Source organism: Cloacibacterium sp. Arc13 (assembly GCF_041431305.1).
In the GTDB taxonomy this organism is placed as follows: Bacteria; Bacteroidota; Bacteroidia; order Flavobacteriales; family Weeksellaceae; genus Cloacibacterium; species Cloacibacterium caeni_B.
On the sequence record NZ_JASMRM010000002.1, the window covers coordinates 18,955 to 39,882 of the forward strand.

At 33.9% G+C, this 20,928-nt stretch carries 18 protein-coding genes; 9 read left to right on the forward strand and 9 right to left on the reverse strand.

Going from position 1 to position 20,928, the window contains the following annotated elements:
* Positions 1-201: 201 nt before the first annotated feature.
* The 3 genes from typA (at position 202) to QO190_RS02050 (ending at position 4,028) form a co-directional block, all read left to right on the forward strand.
* The gene (typA, locus tag QO190_RS02040; protein ID WP_371461400.1) at positions 202-2,004 is read left to right on the forward strand and encodes a translational GTPase TypA; all 1,803 of its coding nucleotides are present in this window, start codon (positions 202-204) and stop codon (positions 2,002-2,004) included.
* Between the two features lie 33 nt (positions 2,005-2,037).
* Complete coding sequence (gene ychF / locus QO190_RS02045) at positions 2,038-3,129, forward strand: redox-regulated ATPase YchF (RefSeq protein ID WP_371461399.1); 1,092 nt, start codon at positions 2,038-2,040, stop codon at positions 3,127-3,129.
* 110 nt (positions 3,130-3,239) lie between these two features.
* Positions 3,240-4,028: a TIGR00266 family protein gene (locus QO190_RS02050; protein WP_069798490.1), complete on the forward strand. Its 789-nt coding sequence runs from the start codon at positions 3,240-3,242 to the stop codon at positions 4,026-4,028.
* 57 nt (positions 4,029-4,085) lie between these two features.
* On the opposite strand, the gene QO190_RS02055 is transcribed toward QO190_RS02050, so the two are convergent.
* On the reverse strand, positions 4,086-4,790 hold the full coding sequence (locus QO190_RS02055; RefSeq protein ID WP_371461397.1) for a DsbA family protein: 705 nt from the start codon (positions 4,788-4,790) through the stop codon (positions 4,086-4,088).
* Positions 4,791-4,962: 172 nt separating this feature from the next.
* Between QO190_RS02055 and QO190_RS02060 the strand changes: the two genes are divergently transcribed.
* The 3 genes from QO190_RS02060 to QO190_RS02070 all read left to right on the forward strand — a co-directional run bounded on the left by QO190_RS02060 (position 4,963) and on the right by QO190_RS02070 (position 10,157).
* Positions 4,963-6,840: a DNA topoisomerase IV subunit B gene (locus tag QO190_RS02060; protein WP_371461395.1), complete on the forward strand. Its 1,878-nt coding sequence runs from the start codon at positions 4,963-4,965 to the stop codon at positions 6,838-6,840.
* A gap of 64 nt (positions 6,841-6,904) precedes the next feature.
* The gene (locus QO190_RS02065) at positions 6,905-9,505 is read left to right on the forward strand and encodes a DNA gyrase/topoisomerase IV subunit A (RefSeq protein ID WP_371461394.1); all 2,601 of its coding nucleotides are present in this window, start codon (positions 6,905-6,907) and stop codon (positions 9,503-9,505) included.
* A gap of 10 nt (positions 9,506-9,515) precedes the next feature.
* On the forward strand, positions 9,516-10,157 hold the full coding sequence (locus QO190_RS02070) for a rhomboid family intramembrane serine protease (protein ID WP_371461392.1): 642 nt from the start codon (positions 9,516-9,518) through the stop codon (positions 10,155-10,157).
* Between the two features lie 103 nt (positions 10,158-10,260).
* Here QO190_RS02070 and prmC read toward each other — a convergent pair whose 3' ends face one another.
* The gene (gene prmC, locus QO190_RS02075) at positions 10,261-11,073 is read right to left on the reverse strand and encodes a peptide chain release factor N(5)-glutamine methyltransferase (RefSeq protein WP_371461391.1); all 813 of its coding nucleotides are present in this window, start codon (positions 11,071-11,073) and stop codon (positions 10,261-10,263) included.
* 84 nt (positions 11,074-11,157) lie between these two features.
* Here prmC and QO190_RS02080 point away from each other — a divergent pair, with 84 nt between their 5' ends.
* The 3 genes from QO190_RS02080 to QO190_RS02090 are packed head-to-tail and all read left to right on the forward strand — an operon-like array spanning position 11,158 to position 12,663.
* Positions 11,158-11,532 (forward strand): STAS/SEC14 domain-containing protein, encoded by a 375-nt coding sequence (locus tag QO190_RS02080; protein ID WP_371461390.1) that lies wholly within the window; start codon positions 11,158-11,160, stop codon positions 11,530-11,532.
* Positions 11,533-11,556: 24 nt separating this feature from the next.
* Complete coding sequence (locus QO190_RS02085) at positions 11,557-12,114, forward strand: hypothetical protein (protein ID WP_371461389.1); 558 nt, start codon at positions 11,557-11,559, stop codon at positions 12,112-12,114.
* Between the two features lie 42 nt (positions 12,115-12,156).
* Positions 12,157-12,663 (forward strand): pyridoxamine 5'-phosphate oxidase family protein, encoded by a 507-nt coding sequence (locus tag QO190_RS02090; RefSeq protein ID WP_371461388.1) that lies wholly within the window; start codon positions 12,157-12,159, stop codon positions 12,661-12,663.
* Positions 12,664-12,708: 45 nt separating this feature from the next.
* Here QO190_RS02090 and pdeM read toward each other — a convergent pair whose 3' ends face one another.
* The 7 genes from pdeM to QO190_RS02125 form a co-directional block, all read right to left on the reverse strand.
* Positions 12,709-13,347 (reverse strand): ligase-associated DNA damage response endonuclease PdeM, encoded by a 639-nt coding sequence (gene pdeM / locus QO190_RS02095; protein ID WP_371461386.1) that lies wholly within the window; start codon positions 13,345-13,347, stop codon positions 12,709-12,711.
* A 21-nt stretch (positions 13,348-13,368) separates the two neighbouring features.
* On the reverse strand, positions 13,369-15,831 hold the full coding sequence (locus QO190_RS02100; protein ID WP_371461385.1) for a ligase-associated DNA damage response DEXH box helicase: 2,463 nt from the start codon (positions 15,829-15,831) through the stop codon (positions 13,369-13,371).
* 31 nt (positions 15,832-15,862) lie between these two features.
* Complete coding sequence (locus QO190_RS02105; RefSeq protein WP_371461384.1) at positions 15,863-17,455, reverse strand: ATP-dependent DNA ligase; 1,593 nt, start codon at positions 17,453-17,455, stop codon at positions 15,863-15,865.
* 3 nt (positions 17,456-17,458) lie between these two features.
* A complete protein-coding gene (locus QO190_RS02110) occupies positions 17,459-18,556 on the reverse strand; it encodes a ligase-associated DNA damage response exonuclease (protein WP_371481254.1) in 1,098 nt (365 codons plus the stop codon).
* A 3-nt stretch (positions 18,557-18,559) separates the two neighbouring features.
* Complete coding sequence (locus tag QO190_RS02115; RefSeq protein ID WP_213189358.1) at positions 18,560-19,150, reverse strand: ferritin-like domain-containing protein; 591 nt, start codon at positions 19,148-19,150, stop codon at positions 18,560-18,562.
* 101 nt (positions 19,151-19,251) lie between these two features.
* Complete coding sequence (gene yaaA, locus QO190_RS02120) at positions 19,252-20,013, reverse strand: peroxide stress protein YaaA (protein WP_371461382.1); 762 nt, start codon at positions 20,011-20,013, stop codon at positions 19,252-19,254.
* A 244-nt stretch (positions 20,014-20,257) separates the two neighbouring features.
* The gene (locus tag QO190_RS02125) at positions 20,258-20,869 is read right to left on the reverse strand and encodes an L-threonylcarbamoyladenylate synthase (RefSeq protein WP_213189356.1); all 612 of its coding nucleotides are present in this window, start codon (positions 20,867-20,869) and stop codon (positions 20,258-20,260) included.
* Between the last annotated feature and the right edge of the window lie 59 nt (positions 20,870-20,928).

Here is a 20,928-nt window from a genome sequence, read left to right on the forward strand (position 1 = left end):
TAAAGCTAAAAATTACAGCAAACTTGCAGACTTGCAAAGTTACCAAACCAAATATACAAAAGTTTTCTTTCTATTCGTTTTCTAAAATCTAAAGTCTCAAAATGATTTCATTATCAATGTTTTAACGAATTGTTAATCTTGTATCTTCATACTTCCATCTTCCAATTTTTTTCACTACTTTTGCACCTTCAAAAAATATATATGCAAAATATCAGAAACATCGCAATTATTGCCCACGTAGACCACGGGAAAACCACATTGGTAGACAAAATTATCCATGCTACTAATGTTTTCAGAGATAATCAAGAATCTGGAGATTTAATTATGGATAATAACGATTTAGAGAGAGAAAGAGGAATTACAATCCTTTCTAAAAATATTTCAGTTACTTATAAAGATACTAAAATTAATGTAATCGACACTCCTGGTCACGCCGATTTTGGTGGTGAAGTAGAACGTGTTCTTAAAATGGCTGATGGTGTATTGTTATTGGTAGATGCTTTCGAAGGACCTATGCCACAAACTCGTTTCGTTTTGCATAAAGCTTTAGAATTAGGGCTTAAACCTATTGTAGTTATTAATAAAGTAGATAAAGAAAACTGTCGACCAGACGAAGTTCATGATAAAGTTTTTGATTTATTCTTTAACCTAGATGCTACCGAAGAACAGTTAGATTTCCCTACTTTCTATGGTTCTTCTAAGCAAGGTTGGTTCAATACTTCACTAGAACCTACAGATAACATTTTACCAATTTTAGATGGGATTTTACAATATGTTCCAGCTCCAAAAGTAGAAGAAGGTAACTTACAAATGCAAGTAACTTCTCTAGATTATTCTTCGTTTTTAGGAAGAATTGCAGTAGGTAAAGTATCCAGAGGTTCTATCAAAGAATCTCAGTGGATTGGTCTTGCACAAGAAAATGGCAATATCCTTAAAGGTAAAGTTAAAGAATTATATATTTTTGAAGGTTTAGGCAAGAAAAAAGTTACAGAAGTTCAAGCAGGTGATATTTGTGCAGTAGTAGGTTTTGATGCGTTCCAAATTGGAGATACTTTCGTAGATTTAGAAAATCCAGAACCATTGACTAGATTGTCTATTGACGAGCCTACGTTGAACATGACATTCTCAATCAATAATTCTCCTTTCTTTGGTAAAGATGGTAAATATGTAACGTCTAATCACTTGAAAGAAAGATTAGAAAAAGAATTAGAGAAAAATTTAGCATTAAGAGTAGAGCAAACCGAAGATGCAAATACATTCCTAGTTTTTGGTAGAGGTATTCTTCACTTATCTGTTTTAATTGAAACCATGAGAAGAGAAGGTTACGAGATGACGATTGGTCAGCCACAAGTAATTCTTCACGATGTAGATGGAGAAAGCCATGAACCCTACGAAAGTTTAGTAGTAGATGTTCCAGAAGAGTATGCTTCTAGAGTAATCGATTTAGCTACGCAAAGAAAAGGTGACCTTCACATTATGGAAACCAAAGGAGAAATGCAACACATGGAATTCGAAATTCCTTCAAGAGGTTTAATCGGATTGCGTTCTCAAATGTTGACGGCAACTGCAGGTGAAGCGATTATGGCGCACCGTTTTACCGATTATAAACCTTTCAAAGGAGCGATTCCTGGTAGAAATAATGGAGTTTTAGTTTCTAAAACACAAGGTCCTTGTACAGAATATTCTATCGCGAAATTACAAGATAGAGGTAAGTTTTTTGTAGATCCGGGCGAAGAAATTTATGCAGGAATGATTATTGGTGAACAAAACAAACCTGGAGACTTAGTCGTAAATATTGTAGAAGCAAAACAATTGAATAACATGCGTGCTGCTGGTAAAGATAAAGACGGAAATATTGCTCCAAAAATCTTATTCTCACTAGAAGAGTGTATGGAATATATTCAAGCAGATGAATGTATAGAAGTTACACCAAACTTCATCAGAATGCGTAAAAAAATCCTTTCTGAAGAAGATAGAAAACGTGCGGAAAGAAACGCGAAATAAAATTAGAACTTCAAATTTCAAATATAAATTACAATGAAATGTGGAATTGTAGGTTTACCAAACGTAGGTAAATCAACCTTATTTAACTGTCTTAGCAACGCCAAAGCACAATCTGCGAACTATCCGTTTTGTACGATTGAGCCTAACTTAGGAACAGTTTCTGTACCAGACCCTCGTCTTTTTGAGTTAGAAAAATTGGTAAATCCAGAGCGTGTTTTACCAGCAGTGGTAGAAATTGTAGATATTGCAGGTTTGGTAAAAGGAGCTTCTAAAGGGGAAGGTTTAGGAAACCAGTTTTTGGCAAATATCAGAGAATGTGAAGCGATTATTCACGTTTTAAGATGTTTTGATAATGGAAATATCGTTCACGTAGAAGGTTCTGTAGATCCAATGAGAGATAAAGAAATTATCGATATAGAACTTCAATTAAAAGACCTTGAAACACTTGGTAAAGCAGTTGAAAAAGCTAAAAAATTCATTAAGTCTGGTAAAAAAGAAGATATTTTAACTTACGAAACGCTTCAAAATCTTCAGAAATTTGTAGAAGATGGTAAAAACGTAAGAGAATTCCCTACAGACGATTTTACTCAATCTATTATTGATGAGGTTCACTTGTTAACCAAAAAGCCAGTGCTTTACGTTTGTAATGTTGATGAAAATGCAATTAAAAACGGTAACGAATGGATTGCTAAAATCGAAGAAATGGCGGCTAAAGAAAATGCAGAAGTAGTGGTTTTAGCAGCACAAATCGAAGCAGATATCAATGAACTGGAAACTTTCGAAGAAAGACAAATGTTCTTGGAAGAATTAGGTCTTGAAGAACCAGGAGTGAACAGACTCATCAGAAAAGCATACGATTTATTGCACCTTCAAACGTATTTTACAGCAGGGGTAAAAGAAGTAAGAGCTTGGACAATTGGTAAAGGTTGGACTGCTCCACAAGCTGCTGGTGTAATTCACACTGATTTTGAAAAAGGATTCATTAGAGCAGAAGTTATCGGTTATGATGATTTTGTGAGCTATGGTTCTGAAGCGAAAGTGAAAGAAGCTGGAAAAATGAGAGTAGAAGGAAAAGAATACATCGTAAAAGATGGAGATGTAATGCATTTCCGTTTTAACGTGTAAAAATTTTATAAGTAAAAACTTACTATATTAAATCGAGCAAAGTAATTTGCTCGATTTTTTTTGTAACGATTTCAATGGTTTCAAAACTAATTGTAAAAAAATAAAAAAAAATGAACAATCACGAAATAGACTACAAAATTCACGGTGAAGAATTGCAATGTGTAGAAATAGAATTAGATCCACAAGAAGCAGTGATTTCTGAACCCGGAAGTTTTATGATGATGACAGATGGTATCCAAATGGAAACCCTTTTTGGCGATGGAACAGAAACTGGCGGATTATTAGGGAAACTATTTTCTGCAGGGAAAAGATTGTTGACAGGAGAAAATCTTTTCATGACGGTTTATACCAATACTTCTTATCAAAAAAGACAAGTGACCTTTGCTGCGCCTTATTCTGGGAAAATTATTCCTCTAGATTTGTCTGATTTAGGTGGAAAAGTGATTTGTCAAAAAGACAGTTTTCTTTGCGCTGCAAAAGGTGTTTCTGTAGGAATAGAATTTCAAAGAAAATTAGGAACTGGACTTTTTGGGGGAGAAGGTTTCATTATGCAGAAACTAGAAGGAGACGGAATGGCTTTCGTGCACAGTGGTGGTTATGTGGTAGAAAAAGTCTTGCAACCCGGCGAAATTTTAAAAATAGATACAGGTTGTATTGTAGCTTTCACTCAAACGGTTTCTTACGATATTCAGTTTGTTGGCGGAATTAAAAATACCATTTTCGGAGGAGAAGGTTTATTCTTTGCGCAATTGCAAGGTCCGGGAAAAGTTTGGATTCAGACGCTTCCTATCAGTAGACTGGCAAGCAGAATTTTACAATATGCAGGTCCTTCTGGTAGAAGAGAAGAAGGAAGTGTTTTAGGGAAATTAGGAAATATGCTCGATGGAGACGGATTTTAATATTTAACTATTGATTTCAAAAATAAAAGCGAACTTTTTAAGGTTCGCTTTTTTATTTTAATTGCAATTTCCATCTATGTCGCAAGAATCTCCAGAATTGATGAGTTGTAAACCTTTGTCACCGCTAGAAAACTCTTCCCAAGTTTTTTCTAATGCTTCTAAAAACAATTCAGGTTGTTGCGCTCCAGAAATTCCATATTTATCATTAATCACAAAGAAAGGAACTGCGTTAATTCCTAATTGTGCAGCCAATTGCATATCTTGTTTCACAAAATAACCCAATTCATCAGATTGTAAGGCGTTTTTAGCCTCATCTTCTGTGATTCCAATAGTCTTTGCCAACTGAATCAATGTTTCCTCATCATCGATGTTTTTTCCGTCTAAAAACTGTGCTTCAAAAAGCGCTTCTTCCATTTCATTGGCTAAATTTTTAGTTTTTGACAACTGAATCAGCAAATGTGCTTTATAAGAATTAGCCACTTTAGAATTATCAAAATTAAAGTCGATTCCCGCTTCTTTTCCAGCCATTGCTGCACCTTCATGCATGGCTTTTGCTCTTTCTATGGTAATTCCTTTCGCTTTCGCAAAATATTCATAAGGATTTACATCTGGCTGCGTTACCAATTGTGGGTCTAATTGAAAACTGTGCCAAGTGATTTCTAATTTTTCGGCGTGAGGAAATTTTTCTAATGCTTTTTCAAATTTCTTTTTTCCTACAAAGCAAAACGGACAACGAACGTCACTCCAAATATTTATTTTCATAATTTTTCTAATTTGAGCTACAAATATAGTTTAGTTTAGACGCTATTGCATTGATGTATGATAAATTCTCGCTAAAAAAACTTTTCCACAAAATTTCTTCCATAAATTTAGTTTCGTTAAATTTGTGAGTTATTGGTTTTAATTAACTTTCACGCGGTAAAGCAGGAAATATATGAGTGAGAATCTACAGGTAAATTATTCAGAAGAAAACATACGAACGCTCGATTGGCAGGAACACATTCGTCTTCGTCCTGGTATGTATATTGGGAAACTAGGAGACGGTTCTTCCGCAGATGATGGAATTTATATTTTGTTAAAGGAAATCATTGATAACTCTATCGATGAATTCCGTATGAAATCTGGAAAAAGAATCGAAATTAAATTAGATGAAGGTAAAGTTACCATCAGAGATTTTGGTCGTGGTATTCCATTAGGAAAAGTAGTAGATGCGGTTTCTAAAATGAATACGGGTGGTAAATATGATTCTAAAGCTTTCAAAAAATCTGTAGGTCTTAATGGTGTAGGTACCAAAGCAGTAAATGCACTTTCAGATTATTTTAGAGTGCGTTCATTCCGTGATGGAAAAATGAAAGTGGCAGAGTTTTCGAAAGGAAACATCACCGAAAACCATCCTGAAACCGATACTTCAGACAGAAACGGAACCGAAATTTCTTTCATTCCTGATTACAGTATTTTCACGCATTTCAAATTCAGAAAAGAGTATATCGAAAGAATGCTTCGCAATTACGCTTATCTGAATCCGGGGCTTAAAATTATCTTTAACGGAGAAACGTATTACTCTGAAAACGGATTAAAAGACTTGTTAGAAGAAGAGTTAGAAGGCGAAATTCTGTATCCAATTGTTCATTTGAATGATGAAGACATAGAACTCGCGATTACCCATTCTGATAAATCACAAACCGAAACCTATTTCTCTTTCGTAAACGGACAAAATACTACACAAGGTGGAACGCATCTTAATGCTTTCCGTGAAGCGTATGTAAAAACGATAAGAGAATTTTTTAATAAAAACTTTGAAGCAGCAGATATTAGAAAATCTATTATTGCCGCTATTTCGATTAATGTAGAGGAACCTGTTTTTGAATCTCAAACCAAAACCAAACTCGGTTCTAATGATATCGGTCCCAATGGTCCTTCTGTAAGAACTTTTATCATTGATTTCTTAAAAAATAAACTCGATAATTTTTTACACAAAAATCCAGAAGTTGCCGAAGCAATTTTAAGAAAAATTATCATTTCCGAAAGAGAAAGAAAAGAACTTTCGGGAATTCAGAAACTAGCGAGAGAAAGGGCGAAAAAAGTTTCGCTTCACAATAAAAAACTGAGAGATTGTAGACAACACTACAATGATCAAAAAGCTTCTAGAAAATCTGAAACCATGATTTTCATTACTGAGGGAGATTCTGCTTCTGGTTCTATTACCAAATCTAGAGATGTAGAAACTCAGGCGGTGTTTTCATTGAAAGGAAAGCCTCTCAACTGTTATGGTTTGACCAAGAAAATTGTGTATGAAAACGAAGAATTTAACCTTCTTCAAGCTGCACTAAATATTGAAAATAGTTTAGAAGATTTGCGATACAATCATGTTATCATTGCTACCGATGCCGATGTAGACGGAATGCACATTCGATTGTTGATGATTACGTTTTTCTTGCAATTTTTCCCTGATTTAATTAAAAATGGACATTTATACATTTTGCAAACGCCACTTTTCAGGGTGAGAAATAAGAAAGAAACTAGATATTGCTACTCTGAAGAAGAACGATTGAAAGCACTGAATGAATTAGGCAAAAATCCAGAAATTACCCGATTCAAAGGATTGGGAGAAATTTCACCTGATGAATTTAAACATTTCATAGGGAAAGATATTCGTCTAGAACCAGTAGTCATTGGTAAAGACAGTACCATTAATGATTTGTTAGAGTTTTATATGGGTAAAAATACTCCTGACAGACAAACTTTCATTTTAGAAAACTTAGTGGTGGAAGACCCAGATATTGATAAAAAAGAGGTTCTGAACGACGCATAATTGTTTCTAAGAATTGGAAATATTTGAAAAAAGCAAACAAAGAAGGTAAAACGCAAGGTTAATAATGGAAGGACACGAGCACAAGGAAGAATCCTTAAAAAAAGTATCAGGTTTATACAAAGATTGGTTTCTAGATTACGCATCATACGTAATTCTAGACAGAGCCATTCCGTCTATTTATGATGGTTTTAAGCCAGTACAGCGTAGAATTATGCATTCTATGCGCGAATTAGAAGACGGTAGATATAATAAAGTTGCCAATATTGTAGGAAATACCATGAAATATCATCCTCATGGTGATGCTTCTATTACGGATGCGATGGTTCAAATTGGTCAAAAAGAATTGCTCATTGATACCCAAGGAAACTGGGGAAATGTCTACACAGGAGATTCTGCTGCGGCAGCCAGATATATTGAAGCTAGATTGACTCCTTTTGCTTTGGAAGTGGTTTTCAACCCGAAAACTACAGAATGGAGCAAATCTTATGACGGTAGAAATAATGAACCAATTGACTTACCTGTAAAATTCCCTTTGCTTTTGGCTCAAGGTGTAGAAGGAATTGGGGTAGGACTTTCTACCAAAATTATGCCTCACAATTTTAATGAACTTTTGAGTGCTTCTGTAGCTTATTTGAAAGGCAAAAAATTTGAACTTTATCCCGATTTTCAAACGGGAGGTTTATTAGATGTAAGCAATTATAATGATGGTCAACGTGGCGGAAAACTTCGTACTAGAGCCAGAATTATTCAAAAAGATAAAAATACGCTTTGTGTTACCGAGCTTCCTTTTTCTAAAAATACGGGCGATTTAATTGATTCTGTAATCAAAGCCAACGAAAAAGGGAAAATCAAAATCAAAAAAATTGAAGACAATACTTCTGATAAGGTGGAAATTAATATTCATTTAGCGAATGACGTTTCTCCAGATAAAACAATCGATGCATTATATGCTTTCACCGATTGCGAAGTTTCTATTTCGCCGAATGCTTGTGTTATTGTAGGCGACAAGCCAGAGTTTCTTTCGGTTTCTGAAATTCTAAGAAGAAATACAGACCATACGGTTTCTTTACTCAAAAAAGAATTAGAAATAGAACTTCACGAACTCGAAGAAAAGTGGCATTTTGCAAGTTTAGAAAGAATCTTCATTGAGAATGAAATTTACCAAGAAATTAAAGGTAAAAATTCTAAAGAAGAAGTTTATACTGCAATTGATAAGGCGCTGAAACCTTTCATTAAAAAGTTAATGAGAGCAGTTACGGTAGAAGATATCATCAAGTTGACGGAACTTCCTTTCATGAGAATTTCTCGTTATGACAGAGATAAAGCCGAAGAAAATATCCTCGCTCTAGAAGGTAAAATGGAACAGGTGAAACATCACTTAGCGAATTTGATTGCTTATGCTATTGATTATTTCACCAATATTCAGAAAAAATACGGAAAAGACAAAGAGCGTAAAACAGAACTTAGAGTTTTTGATAACATCGATGCTACCAAAGTAGTGTTAGCCAACGAAAAATTCTATGTGAATAGAGAAGAAGGTTTCATTGGAACTTCTCTCAAAAAAGACGAATACGTTTTCGATTGTTCAGATATTGATGACATTATCACCTTCCAAAGAGACGGAACGATGAAAGTAGTAAAAGTAGAAGCCAAAACTTTCATCGGGAAAAATATTGTACACGTTGGCGTTTTCAAAAAAGGAGACAAGCGTACCGTTTACAACATGATTTATCGTGAAGGTAAAGAAGGTCCTTATTACATGAAACGTTTTTCTGTAACGGGTGTTACCAGAAATACAGACTATAAATTGGCTTCGGATAAAAAAGGTTCAGAAATGTTGTATTTCTCAGCTAATCCAAATGGTGAAGCAGAAACGGTAACCGTTTTATTGAAACCAAATTCTAGAGTTAGAAAAAATAAAATTGAGATTGATTTCTCAGAATTAGCGATTAAAGGAAGAGATTCCAGAGGAAATCTCGTAACCAAATACGCCGTGAAGAAAGTTGATTTGAAAGAAGAAGGCGTTTCTACTTTGGCTCCAAGAAAAATTTGGTTTGATGATACGGTTCGCAGATTGAATGCAGACGGAAGAGGTACCTTATTAGGCAGTTTCAAAGGAGATGATAAGATATTAACCGTTAATCAAAATGGTGAGGCCAAATTGGTGACTTTCGACTTGCTAAATCGTTTTGATGATGAATATTTAATCTTAGAAAAATGGAAGCCAGAACAACCGATTACATGTATCTATTTTGATGGCGAAAAAGGCATCTATTTTATCAAACGTTTCTTGCTGGAAAATACAACGAATGTTCAGCATTTTATGCCAAGTGAACATCCGAAATCTTTCGTAGAATTTGTGGGAACTTCTGATGGTTGTACTGCAGAAATTATCTTCCCGAAAGATAAATCAGGCAAAGAAAAAGAGCCAGAAATTATCAATATTGATGAATTTATTGCTGTAAAAGGTATTAAAGCAATCGGAAATCAGTTTATCAAAGAAAAAGTAAAATCTATTAACATTACCATTCCAGAACCAGCTGAAGAAGAGCAAGAGTCAGAAGATTCTGCCAATGAAGAGTTTGATACTGATTCTGACGCTAACGAAATTCCAGAAGAAGGTCAAATTGGGGATTTATTCTCCATTGATGAAAATAATGAATAATTAAAAAAGCATGCATCCAATATTATTAATTACAATAGCTATTACTGTAGTCATCAGTATTATGGGATTTCAAAAAATCCATATTTTTGAAAAATATAAATTCAACGTTTCGGCGATACAAAATCGAAAAGAATACATCAGACTGCTTTCTGCAGGATTTCTTCATGCAGATTGGGGACATTTGTTTTTCAATATGTTGACGCTGTATTTCTTTGCACCAGTTGTGTTATATGTGTATGGAGTTTCAGGGTTTTTGTTGGTGTATTTAGGCTCAATTGTCATAGGAAATTTATTTTCTCTGTATTTGTATAAAAGACAAAGCTGGTATTCGGCAATTGGAGCGAGTGGAGGCGTTTCTGGGATTTTATTTGCTGCGGTAGCTTATGCACCCAACCAAATTGAAGTAAATTTCTTGCCTGGTTATATTTTTGGAGCTTTGTATTTTGGGTATTCCGTTTACATGATGCTTAATCCAAGACCGCATGATAATATTGGTCACGCTGCACATTTAGGTGGTGCTGCTTTTGGATTGGTTTACGCTGTTGCGCTAGAACCAGAAATTGCCATGATTAATGCAGTTTATTTACTGATTATGTCACTTCCATTGATTTACATGAGCTACCAAGTTTTTGTGAAGAAAAGAATTGGGTAGTTTATAATTAAAGAATTCAAAAATAAAGAAATAGTAAGTCGGATTTTAGTCCGACTTTTTTATTATAAATAATCTGCAAAATTTGCTTAATCAGCGAGAGAAATTACTTTTTGCCCATCACAAATCTATCATTGCCAGATAAATCTTTTACTAATTCGCTTTCTGAGAAATTTCTGAATAATTCTAGTGTTTCTTTTCCTAATTTTTGATTGATTTCAAGGAAAAATAAACCGTTTTCATTGAGATGATTTTCACAGTCTTTTGCAATTTTTCGGTAGAAAATAAGTGCATCAGAAGTTGGTGAAAATAAAGCGATATTGGGCTCAAAACCTTTTACCGAATCTTCGATTTCCGTATTTTCATCTATGCCGATGTAAGGAGGATTTGAGATGATCACATCATATTTTTCGGTCAAGTCTGTGTTCAGGTAATCTGATTGAATAAAGTTAATTCTTGTTTTATGGAATGTTGAGTTTTTTTGAGCAATTTCAAGTGCTTTTTCTGAAATGTCCATTGCGAAAATTTCCGCATCTGGGAAATGTTTTTTTAAAGTAATCGGAATGATTCCGCTTCCTGTTCCAACATCTAATAATTTTAGATTTTGGATTTTAGATTTTAGATTTTTAATTTTTGAAATCGCCAATTCTAGCAATTCTTCCGTTTCAGGACGAGGAATTAAGACGTTTTCATCTACAAAAAATCTATTTCCATAAAATTCGGTATATCCCAAAATCTGTTGATATGGTTTTCCTTTTTTGAGTTCTTCAGTTACTTTTTTGAATTCCGAAGCCAGATTTTCTAGTTTTGTTTCTTGAAAATCTTCTAAGAAATATCGGTAAAGAATTCTGCTTTCTTCTTTGGAATAAATAGTTGCTAAAGCTTCAGAAAACGCGTGGAAATAATCTTGAAATTGCATTTTACAAAATTATATAAATTATCCTAAATATTCTGTAATATGTTTCGGAGCTTAAACTCTGAAATTTGTCAAAAAATAAAAGTAATGATTACTAGAATCAAAGAATTACCGGATAACATGGTGGGCTTTTTAGCCACTGACGAAGTTTCAGCAAAAGATTTTATAGACGTAGTAATGCCAGAAGTAGAAAAATTTATCGAGGAAAAAGATAAGTTGAATTACATGTTGGTCATCGAAACAGATTTATCCAAATTTACAGCAGGAGCTTGGTTCCAAGATGCAATGCTGGGCGTAAAAACATTAACCAAATGGAATAGAGCGGCCATCGTTTATGATTCTGAAATAGTACAAGATTTTACAGAAATTTTTAGCAAAATTATGATTGGCGAGTTTAAAGGATTTGATAAAAAAGATTACGATACAGCCGTAAAGTGGACTTCGGAACAAATTGACCTATAATTTTTAACATCAAAAACTCTTGCTATGAACGAAAATAAAAATCCTCAAATTACATTAACCAAAAGCAGTTCTGTTTCGGAAATTCTACTTGAAAACGACAACAATGCTAAAGAAATTTTTAAAAATTTAAAACAAAATCTCTACAACGTAGAGCATTGGAACTTGGTTAAAGACAAGGAATACTGTCATTTTCAACTCTGCAACCAGAACGGAGAAGAAAAAACGGGAAAAATAGAAAATGGCGACCTGATTAGAATCTGCGTGACCGATGAAAATCAAAAAACGACTTGCTATGATTGGTTTCAAATAAGAGATTTAGAAGAAACCAATTTTCCAGACGAACAAATCATTAGTTTTCATCTCCATCCGATGATGAGTTCTCAATTAGTTATTGAAAAAAAGAATAGAAGCAAAAAACGCTTGGCAATTAATTCTTTTTCAATTAGAAGATTGAGAAATAAAATTATTACAGAAATAGAAGAAACCAACGAAATGATTAATCTAGAAACGGTGAATTTTTATCACAAAATCAGAAATCTTTTCTTAGGATTTAATGGAATTTTAAACATTAAAATATATTAAACAACATCAATACATCATATCAATCACCAAATCACAAAATTTATGTCAACCCAAAATTTATTTCAAAATGAAGCCATAGAAAAGCTTAAAGAGCTTTCAGAAAAAGCGAGAACGTGTATGTTTGTGACTGAATTAGACCAATTGCCTTCTAATTCTAGACCGATGAGTCTGCAAGAATGCGATGATGAAGGAAATCTTTGGTTTATTTCGAGCAAAGAAAGCAATAAAAATATGGAAATCGAAAGAGATTCTAGAGTTCAACTTTATTTTATGAATAATAGCGACAGCGAATATCTTTCTGTATATGGCAAAGCGTTTATCTATGATGATAAATCTACAATAGAAGAAAAATGGAGTGTTTTTGCCAATGCTTGGTTTGATGGAAAAGATGACCCAAATGTTTCTATTCTTAGAATTGTACCAGAAGATGTTTATTATTGGGATACAAAAGCTGGGAAACTCGTTTCTTTATTGTCATTTGCTACTGCGATTGTTACTGGTAACAAAACCGATAACAGTGATGGAGTAGAAGGACAAATTTCAATCTAGGGACACTCTATATATATCGAGTCCGCATTTTATTGCGGGCTTTTTTTACCATTCAATTAACTTTTCAGCGGTAATAATATATTTTTTAAAAGTAGAATTTTGCTTTTTCTCAAAATTAGTATCTAATCCAGTGAATTGAGAGAATGCAGGCAAAATAATTTGATTTTCCGAGACTAAAAAGCAAGGAAATTTCAATTTTTGTCGGTTTTGAGCCATCAATGAAACTCCAGGATGAATGTGCCCACCAATTTGTGGTTTTTGAATAGAGTCTAAAGATTCGTGAGAAAAAATAAGATTTTCGGTTTCATAAATTTCAGTTTCTTCCATTCCGAATTCTTCTGAAAATCTGTCGTGATTTCCTTTGACGAGCAACCATTTTATCATGTTAAAACTTTCAAACCATTTTCTGAAGATTTCTATTTCAGAATTCAGTTCTGCGTGAAACAAATCGCCAACAATAATTATCTTTTCAGGTTCATAATGTTCGATTACTTTTTGGAGATTTTCTAAATCTTTTTCAATCACGCCATTCGGTAAAGCAATTCCGTTTTTTCTGAAATGTGCGGTTTTTCCTAAATGTAAATCAGACAAAATCAAAGATTTTTCTTTGTCCCAAAAAATACTTCGGTATTGATTGAGCGTCAATCGTTCACCAGCAAAATTGATAGAAGTTTCAGAAATCATGTTGCAAAAATACGAGAAAAATTATCGAGAAAAGCGATTTCTTTTTTTAGGGATTCCAGCGGTTTTCATTCTTTCGATTCTGGTCAATAAATCTTCACTAGAAAGCGATTGACGAAGGCTGTCTACTTTTATAGGGAAACTCAATGGTGTAAATTGTGTGGTTTTTTCGAATACAATTTTAGAAACTGAAATTCTTTCAAAAGCTTCTCTTAGTCGTACTTCTTCTAACTGATTGTTAAAAACTTCAGTGTAAGCTTGTCTCAAAAGTAAATTGTCTGGTTCGTAATCTTCCAACACTTTAAAAATAAGGTTTGACGAAGATTGAATGCTTTTAAATTTCTTTTTATTGCCGTAATAATTTTGTAAAACCAAACCAGAAATCACTGCAATATCTCGAAATTTTCTTTTGGCCATTTCCGCAGCATTGATACTTGCCATCACATCTTGAATGAGATTTTCTTTGCTCAAAATTTGTTCCAAATGTTTTTCTTCTAAAGAAATCGGTTGGTCGCTACTCAGTTCGAAACCGTAATCATTCATCGCCATGGTAAAAGAAATCGGGAAAATTTTAGAAATTCTGTACGCTACCAAAGCAGACATCACTTCGTGAACCAATCTTCCTTCAAAAGGATACATAAAAAGGTGATTTCCGTATTTGTTTTCGATGAGTTCTACCAAAAATTCATCAGATTTCGGAATGTGAGAGACGCCTTCTTGGTCTAGAAGCAACGGTTGTAGAAATTTTAGTTCTTTTTCTCTAGGATTTGGGGAAAGAGAATCATCTAATTTTTCTCGTAAAAAATGAGACAAATAGGAAGTCATTGGCAATCTTCCACCTGCGTAACTTGCTGCAATTCCGCGTTTTTTAGAGCTTAATTTTACCTGAACTTCTTGTTCTTTGATATTCACAATTTCTAAAACTCTTCCTGCTAAAATAAAAGCATCTCCTTTGTTCAAACGGGAAATAAAAAACTCTTCAATCATCCCAATGTAACCACCTCCGAAAAATTTCACTTTCATCATCACATCGCTTACAATCGCACCTAAATTCATCCGATGAAGCATAGCAATTCTTCTGCTTTTAACTTTGTAAATTCCGTCTTCTATGACTACTTTTTGGAATTCTTCATAACTTTTCAGTGATTTTCCACCAATGGTGATGAACTGCAAAATCCATTTCCATTCATCATCGGTCATTTCTCGAAAACAAAAGGTTTCTTTGACTTGTTTTTTGATTTCTTCTTTTCTAAAACCTTCGCCAACTGCCAAAGTCACGAGAAATTGCACCAAAACATCAAATGCTAAAACAACTGGTTCTCTTTTCTCTATTTGATTCTGCTTATGCGCTTCTTTCAACGCTGCCACTTCTATCAATTCCAAAGAATGGGTAGGGACAAAATAAATTTTAGAAGTTTCAAAAGGAGAGTGTCCGCTTCTTCCCGCTCTTTGTAAAAATCTTGCAACACCTTTACTAGAACCGATTTGAATCACGGTATCCACAGGTTTGAAATCTACGCCCAAATCCAAAGAAGAAGTAGAAACTACCGCTTTCAAATAACCCGAAGCTAAATTATCTTCAATCCAATTTCTGAGTTCAAAATCTATCGAACTGTGATGAATCGCGATTTGACCTGCCAAATCTGGATTGGCTGCCAATAAATTTTGATACCAGTTTTCCGCTTGATTTCTGGTGTTGGTAAAAATGAGAGTAGTCTTGCTTTGGTCGATAATCGGAAGAATTTTTTCTGTCATTTTGCTTCCCATATGTCCAGCCCAAGGCAAAAGTTCTAATTCATCTGGCAAAACGGAAAGGATTTCTATTTTCTTTTTTTCTTTGGCGAGAACTATTTTTTTTGGAGTTTCATAAGGAACTAGAACATCTAAAGCTTCTTCTAAATTTCCGATGGTGGCAGTTAATCCCCAAATTTTCAAATTTTTAGAAATGCTTCGTAAATGCGAAAGTGCCAATTCTACCATCACTCCTCGTTTTGATGAGAGCAATTCGTGCCATTCATCTACAGCGACACATTGAAGATTTTCAAAAAAATTGGTTTTGGATTTTTGAGCGAGAAGTAAATGCAAACTTTCTGGAGTTACTATCAAAATTTCGGGCATATTTTTGGTCTGTTTTTGCTTTTCTGATGCAGAAATGTCGCCGTTTCTCACGCCAACTGTCCAGTCTAGTCCAATTTCATTTATAGCCGTTTGCATCGCTTTTGCAATGTCTTTAGAAAGCGAACGAAGTGGAGTTACCCAAAGCAGTTGCAGCCCTTTTTTGAAATTGTCTGGCTGATTAAGGAAATCATTAATAACAGCTAAAAATACCGAAAATGTTTTTCCAAAACCAGTTGGAGCCACTACCAATCCTGAGAAATTTTGAGCATACAAATCCCAAGTTTCCTCTTGAAAAGAAAACGGTTTTTGACCTTTTTCGTTCATCCAATTTTGGATGATTTGGTAACCTTGGGTTTTATTAATTTTCATATAATTAATTTGGACAAGTCAAGACTTGTCTTTACATTATTAAACTTTTTACGGTTTCTATAGTGTCTATTTCTTCTACGGTTTTGTCTTTTCGCCATCTTAAAATTCTTGGAAAACGCACTGCAACACCAGATTTATGTCGATTGCTGTAGCCAATTCCTTCAAAAGCAATTTCGAAAACCAATTCGGGTTTTACGGTTCTCACTGGTCCGAATTTTTCTAAAGAATTATTGCGGATAAATTTATTGATTTCCATAATTTCTTTATCTGTTAAACCAGAATATGCTTTGGCAATGGTAACGAGTTTTTCGCCGTCTTTTATCGCAAAAGTATAATCTGTATAATAAGCGCTTCTTCTTCCAGAGCCTTTTTGTGCATAAATGAGAACCGCATCAATCGTGAGTGGAGCAACTTTCCATTTCCACCAATCGCCTTTTTTTCTTCCTGCATGATAAATAGAATTTTTACTTTTCAGCATTAATCCTTCTGAGTTGATTTCTCTAGATTTTTCACGAATTTCATGAAGTTCTTCCCAATTATTAAAATCGATAATTTCTGACAATCTGAGATTTGAAATTTGAGATTTGAAATTTTTAGCATTTTGAATGAGATTTTCTAATTTTTGTCTTCTAAATTCTAACTTTTCATTCCGTAAATCTTCAAAATCAAGTTCTAATAAATCATAAACGTACAAACCAACGGGAATTTCTTCCATCATTTTTTTAGAAACATTTTTTCGGTTGAGACGTTTTTGCAAGTCATTAAAATTGAGGACTTGACCTTCTTTAATGGCTAAAATTTCTCCATCTAAGACGAAGTTTCCAGAGATTTTTTTGATGTTTTCTACGAGTTCAGGAAATTGTTCTGTCACCAATTCTTCGCCACGACTCCAGATGAAAATTTCCTCATTTCTTTTAATAATTTGTCCACGAATTCCGTCCCATTTATATTCTATTTGCCAATCTTTTGCTTCTCCTAACTTTTCTAGTTCGTTTTCTAATGGATATGCCAAGCAAAAAGGGTAGAGTTTTGATGCGTCTGTATTGATGTTTTCGCCATTAATCAATTCGGAAAATTGAGTTTCTTCTACTTTCCATTTTCCGATAATGGCATGCATTAAAGCGTTTTCATCAATTCCTGAATATTTAGAAAGTGCATTCACCAATAATTTATGAGAAACGCCAATTCTGAAACTTCCGCCAATTAATTTGTTGAAAATCAATCGTTCTTGTGTATCAAGGTTTTTCCAGGCATTTGTGACGAATTCTTTTTTTTCATCGGTTTTATCATGTAATGCGATAATTTCTTTCATCCAAATAGAAAGTGATTGATCAATAGAATTTTCAGAAGGTGGCAATAAAAGTGCAATGGTTTCGCCTAAATCGCCTACAGAAGCGTAACTTTCTAAAAATAGCCATTCTGGAATTCCAGAAATTTCCATTGCCCAAAGTTTTAGAAAATTGGTTTTTACAGGTCTTTTTGGTCGTTTTCCTGTGAAAAGTGCAATCAGCCACAATTTGTCTTCTTCTGTTGCGGTAGAAAAGTAATGTACCAACGCCGAAATTTTGTCGTTGGTCTTATTAGAAGTTTCTAACGTAGAAAATAATTGTGAAAATTGCTTCATGATTTAGAATTCTGAATTAGTATTTTCTTCTTGATTTCCGGGTTCTATATTGTCGTCTCCTTGTTCTTCTTCGCCAAATTTAGTTTTCTCTACTTCGGCAGCAGTTCCGATTTCATTTAAATATTTTGAGAAAATTTCGGTAGAACCATGAGTTACATATACTTTTTCGGCTTCTGTAGATTTTATGGTTTGTAATAATCCGTTCCAATCGGCGTGATCCGAAATGGCAAAACCTGCATCTGCAGATTTCCAGCGTCTTCTTCCTCTCACTTGCATCCAACCAGAACAAATTGCGGTAGCAGCATTTGGAATTTTTTTAATCATATTCGTTCCCAATAAAGCTGGCGGAACGATGACGATTTGATTTTCTAATGCTTTTTTATCATCAATTTCTAAAAGTTGAGTTTCTGGTAAAATCAATCCAGTAGAAGTAATAGCCTCATTCAATCGATGAATTGAGGAATGTACGTGAAGAGTTGCGATTCCTTCTAAAGCTTTCATTAAACGTTGCGCTTTGCCTAGAGAATATCCAAAAAAGACAGATATTTTGTTCATCTTTTGGTTTTCTATCACCCAATTTTGAATTTCTTGGTTGATTTTTTCTACCGATTTCCACTGATAAATTGGCAAACCAAAAGTAGATTCAGTGACAAATTCATTGCATTTTAAAACTTCAAAAGGTGTAGAAATTCCATCATCTTGAATTTTATAATCTCCAGAAATTACCGTCACAAAACCTTTATATTCTAAACGGACTTGTGCAGAACCAACAATATGACCAGAAGGATGAAAACTTAATTTAACACCGTTGATTTCTAGTGTTTCACCGTAAGCTAAACTTTGAACCGAAATGTCTTCTGAAATTCTAGATTTTAGGATGGGTTTTGTCTCGTGAGTACAAAGATATTCTTGCATTCCCCATCTTGCATGGTCTGCGTGAGCATGCGTAATGACGGCTTTCTTTACAGGAAACCAAGGGTCTATGTAGAAATCTCCTTTCGTACAATAAATGCCTTCTCTGCGAAATTCTATCAGTTTTACGATTTTTAAAGTTAAAAAAAACCGATGTTGAAATCGGTTTTTTATGTAAAGTAAAAGTATAAATTATTTTGCTTTAGTATTCAGATTGGTATCTGCAATTTGAGTTAAATGTTCGTCACATTTTTTCTCTTCTTCTAAAGTGGCTAATAATAATTTTAAACTTTGTTTGTATCCTAATACCTTTGCAAAAGCTGCGAGTGTACCGTAAGAAGCAATTTCGTAATGTTCCATTTTTTGAGCTGCAGCAATGATTCCTGCATCACGTACTGCACCCATTTCTGTTTCTTCCATTATACCTTTTCCTTCTTCTAATAAGCCTTTCATGGCATCACAAACAGCAGCTTGTGGTTTTTTTCCTAATTCTTTGAAACAGTCTTCAATTCTTTTAATTTGATTTTCTGTTTCTTTCATGTGGTCTTCTAAAGACTTTTTTAGTTCTGGAGAACTTGCATTTTTATGCATTTTCGGCATGTTTTTCAGGAGATTTTTCTCTGCCCAATACAAGTCTTTTAGTCCATCTTCAAATAAATCTGCTAAATCTTTTGCAGCGTCTTTTTTAGCAGGAACTTTTTCTGCTTTTACAGTTTTTACTGCAGTAGTTTTAGGAGTTGAAGTTTTAGTTGTCGTCTTTTTTGTTTTTGTAAGAGTTGCCATACTTATCTTTTTTTAAATTAATAATTTATGATTGTGATATGGCAAATTTCTATCTTTCCAAAGGACTTTTTTTTATATTTTATTTAAAAATTTTTATAAAATTACCTTACAAAAACCAATTTTTGGTTTGTTGATAATTCTTCGTTAATCAAATAATTTTCATAGTTGAAGGCTTTTACATCATTCAATGTTTTGGCATTGGTTTCAGCGCAAAATCTAGCGACTAAACCTCTCGCATGTTTGGTGTAAACTACGATGGTTTTCAGTTTTCCGTTCGGTTGAGTTTGGTAAAATTCAAAATCTACAACAGGATTGTTGAGTTTTTTTCTGTTGATGACTTTCCCGTATTCATTACTTGCTAGATTGAGCAATAATTCATTTTTTTTAAGTTCAGCATTGATTTGTTCTGTGATTTTTTCACTCCAAAATTCATATAGATTTTTATAATGCTCAAATTCGAAATTTCTTCCCATTTCTAAACGGTAAAGCATTACTTTGTCTGATGGTTTTAATAATCCATATAAACCAGAGAGTATTCTATGATTTTTTTGAAGATAATCCACAGCGTCTTTGCTTAACGTTTTCGCATCAAGACCTCTGTAAACTTCTCCCGTAAAAGCAAAAAGGGCAGGAGCAGATTCTTTGGCAGTTGGTTTGGGTTTCCAAACTTGGTTTCTGTGCCAGTTTTCATCTGCTAATTTTGCTGAAATTTCCATTAATTCTGATAAATATTGTGGACTTTTTTCTTTGAGATAAGAATGTATTAAAGTCGCTTCTTCTATGAATTTTGGAGTGGTAGATTTCAAAAATTCTGTAGAATTTTCTACATTCATCAGTTTTGCTGGAGAAGTAATGATTTTCATGAAAATTTTAAATTAAAATTTTAAATTTTAGATTTTGAATGTTCAAAAATAAGACAAATTTTGATTTTTGCCGACTATTACTATCATAGACGAAAACTGCGCCCCGACTGAAGCGGAACTCTTTTTGCGAAATGTAATGTAGCAAAAAAGTGGGAGCGGAAGGCGGAAACCTAACGAAGTGGTTCGACGACTTTAGGAGTCAAATTGGCGTCCAAAGTCTTCGACTTCTCTCAGACTGACACTTTTACAGAATTCCTTTTCCTTCACGTAAAATTTCTGGTTCACCGCTGGTTAAATCTACGATGGTAGAAGCTACGTTATCTCCATAGCCAGAATCGATAACGATATCTACCAAATGGTCGTATTTCTCTGCAATGAGTTCTGGGTCGGTAGAATATTCTATGACTTCGTCATCATCTTTTATGGAAGTAGAAGCAATAGGATGACCTAATTTCTCCACAATTAACTGCGGAATAGAATGGTCTGGAACACGAATTCCGACTGTTTTTTTGCCTTTGTAAGCCAGTGGTAAATTTTTATTGGCCTCTAAAATAAAGGTAAAAGGTCCTGGAATTTTAGATTTTAAAAGTCTGAAAGTAGACGTTTCGATAGGACGGGTAAATTCTGAAAGATGGCTGAGATTGTTACAAATAATAGAAAATTGTGCTTTGTCTAGTGTAGTATTTTTAAGACGAGCGAGTTTTTCCATAGCTTTTACATTGTAAATATCGCAACCCAACGCATAAACTGTGTCTGAAGGATAAATAATCAATCCACCATCTTGCAGCGTTTTAATCACCTCATTCATGTAATTTTCTTGAGGATTGTCTGGATATATTTTCAGAATTTTTGCCATACTCAAAGATACAAAAAATGAATTAATAAAAATATTTTTCAGAAATTTTGGAGATTTAA

What these genes read in the sequence shown, in the direction of transcription:
- typA (WP_371461400.1), top strand. Translation starts at nt 202, where the DNA reads ATGCAAAATATCAGAAACATCGCAATTATTGCCCACGTAGACCACGGG.
- ychF (WP_371461399.1), top strand. Translation starts at nt 2,038, where the DNA reads ATGAAATGTGGAATTGTAGGTTTACCAAACGTAGGTAAATCAACCTTA.
- QO190_RS02050 (WP_069798490.1), top strand. Translation starts at nt 3,240, where the DNA reads ATGAACAATCACGAAATAGACTACAAAATTCACGGTGAAGAATTGCAA.
- QO190_RS02055 (WP_371461397.1), bottom strand. Translation starts at nt 4,790, where the DNA reads ATGAAAATAAATATTTGGAGTGACGTTCGTTGTCCGTTTTGCTTTGTA.
- QO190_RS02060 (WP_371461395.1), top strand. Translation starts at nt 4,963, where the DNA reads ATGAGTGAGAATCTACAGGTAAATTATTCAGAAGAAAACATACGAACG.
- QO190_RS02065 (WP_371461394.1), top strand. Translation starts at nt 6,905, where the DNA reads ATGGAAGGACACGAGCACAAGGAAGAATCCTTAAAAAAAGTATCAGGT.
- QO190_RS02070 (WP_371461392.1), top strand. Translation starts at nt 9,516, where the DNA reads ATGCATCCAATATTATTAATTACAATAGCTATTACTGTAGTCATCAGT.
- prmC (WP_371461391.1), bottom strand. Translation starts at nt 11,073, where the DNA reads ATGCAATTTCAAGATTATTTCCACGCGTTTTCTGAAGCTTTAGCAACT.
- QO190_RS02080 (WP_371461390.1), top strand. Translation starts at nt 11,158, where the DNA reads ATGATTACTAGAATCAAAGAATTACCGGATAACATGGTGGGCTTTTTA.
- QO190_RS02085 (WP_371461389.1), top strand. Translation starts at nt 11,557, where the DNA reads ATGAACGAAAATAAAAATCCTCAAATTACATTAACCAAAAGCAGTTCT.
- QO190_RS02090 (WP_371461388.1), top strand. Translation starts at nt 12,157, where the DNA reads ATGTCAACCCAAAATTTATTTCAAAATGAAGCCATAGAAAAGCTTAAA.
- pdeM (WP_371461386.1), bottom strand. Translation starts at nt 13,347, where the DNA reads ATGATTTCTGAAACTTCTATCAATTTTGCTGGTGAACGATTGACGCTC.
- QO190_RS02100 (WP_371461385.1), bottom strand. Translation starts at nt 15,831, where the DNA reads ATGAAAATTAATAAAACCCAAGGTTACCAAATCATCCAAAATTGGATG.
- QO190_RS02105 (WP_371461384.1), bottom strand. Translation starts at nt 17,455, where the DNA reads ATGAAGCAATTTTCACAATTATTTTCTACGTTAGAAACTTCTAATAAG.
- QO190_RS02115 (WP_213189358.1), bottom strand. Translation starts at nt 19,150, where the DNA reads ATGGCAACTCTTACAAAAACAAAAAAGACGACAACTAAAACTTCAACT.
- yaaA (WP_371461382.1), bottom strand. Translation starts at nt 20,013, where the DNA reads ATGAAAATCATTACTTCTCCAGCAAAACTGATGAATGTAGAAAATTCT.
- QO190_RS02125 (WP_213189356.1), bottom strand. Translation starts at nt 20,869, where the DNA reads ATGGCAAAAATTCTGAAAATATATCCAGACAATCCTCAAGAAAATTAC.